Here is a 1,534-nt window from a genome sequence, read left to right on the forward strand (position 1 = left end):
TCTTTTTTATATTTTATTTTTAGCTTAGTAAAGAATGTAAGAATACTAGGCTAATGGCTATGGGGCATACAAACTTAGTGTACCAAGGCCATATTTTCCAAAATAAGGTGTTATGTACTTCAGGGTTACCTTGCTGGATTGCTTTGAGCAATGACGACCTGTACCAGATCCACCCTACAAAAATACAACACATAAGTCCTAATAAGGGCTGCGCGACTTTAGTAGTTAAGGTGATCACTAAGCCAAATAACGCGCCTAGGTTACATACAATAGTAATACTGACAATGGCAATTAAAGCACCAATTAACCACGTGGCTTGCACACGCTTCATTGCAAAATGTTCTACAGTGTACGACACCGGCGCTTCAAGCATTGAAATAGACGAGGTCAGTGCGGCAATACTCATTAATGCAAAAAAAGCAAAGCCAACAAATAAACCAACACCACCCATACCATCAAATAGGGCAGGTAAAACCTGAAATACTAAAGTGTCTTCTGAGAGCAGCTTGCCTGTTGTTGACGAGAATATTTCAACACCTTGTGCCTGTGCAACATACATAGCGGGGATAATCAGTAAGCCCGCTACAAATGCTATAAATACATCAATAAGCGTAACATAAGCGCCCAAAGAGACAAGGTTTTCCTTTTTACTGATATATGAGCCATAAATAATCATTACACTGGTACCCAGTGATAATGAAAAGAAGGCCTGCCCTAATGCACTGACTAATAACGTAGGATCAAAAATAGAAGAAAAATCAGGGAATAAGTAAGCTTTTAACCCCTCAACAGCCCCTTCTTGAGTCATTACATAGGCAATTAAAGCAAACAAAATTCCGAGCAGAGCGGGCATTAAACGTTTTGACCACTTTTCAATACCGTTTTCAACACCGCGGCTAATAATAGCAACGGTTAAAATAATAAATACCACAGTAAAAAGAATATTACGTGTAAGTGACTGTTCACTTAGCCACGAAGATGCAGCATCAGCACCTATGAGTGTGGTTACAGGCTCCAGAGTTGCACTTAACATCCAACCTGCAACAATCGCATAAAAGCTGAGTATAAAGCCTGCACATAAAATACCGCCAAAGCCAACCGCAAAAGCAAACTGCTTTTGCCAAGGTTTAGTGGTTAATTTAGTTAATGAAGAAACCGCATTAGCTTGTCCATGGCGACCTATCATCAGTTCTGCCATTAAAGCGGGATAGGCTAAAAAGAAGGCCAGTACTAAGTACGCGACTAAAAAGGCAGCCCCCCCATTACTTGCTGTTTGTGTTGGGAAACCCCAAATATTACCAAGCCCAACAGCAGACCCTGCTGCGGCCATTATAAAACCAAAGCGGGAGCTAAACTCACCTCTGACTGCACTCATATTATTCTGCTTCTCTATTTTTTGACGCCGCTGACAATCTACTGGAATTGTAAATAAATAAAAAGTGCTTATTTGACTAAGTTGCACAATTATTGCGTTTTATTTTCAGATATAAATAACACGTGCGTATTTTGATTATAAATAGCACGATTTCTTTAA

The 1,534-nt window shown here is 39.7% G+C and carries 1 protein-coding gene; it reads right to left on the minus strand.

Annotation, left to right across the window (positions count from 1 at the left end):
* Positions 1–19: 19 nt before the first annotated feature.
* Positions 20–1,375 carry a sodium-dependent transporter gene (locus P20439_RS00275; protein WP_008463868.1) on the minus strand — a complete coding sequence of 452 codons (1,356 nt, stop codon included), beginning with the start codon at positions 1,373–1,375 and terminating at the stop codon, positions 20–22.
* Between the last annotated feature and the right edge of the window lie 159 nt (positions 1,376–1,534).

Source organism: Pseudoalteromonas sp. BSi20439 (assembly GCF_000241165.1).
Taxonomy (GTDB): Bacteria; Pseudomonadota; Gammaproteobacteria; order Enterobacterales; family Alteromonadaceae; genus Pseudoalteromonas.

What these genes read in the sequence shown, in the direction of transcription:
- P20439_RS00275 (WP_008463868.1), bottom strand. Translation starts at nt 1,375, where the DNA reads ATGAGTGCAGTCAGAGGTGAGTTTAGCTCCCGCTTTGGTTTTATAATG.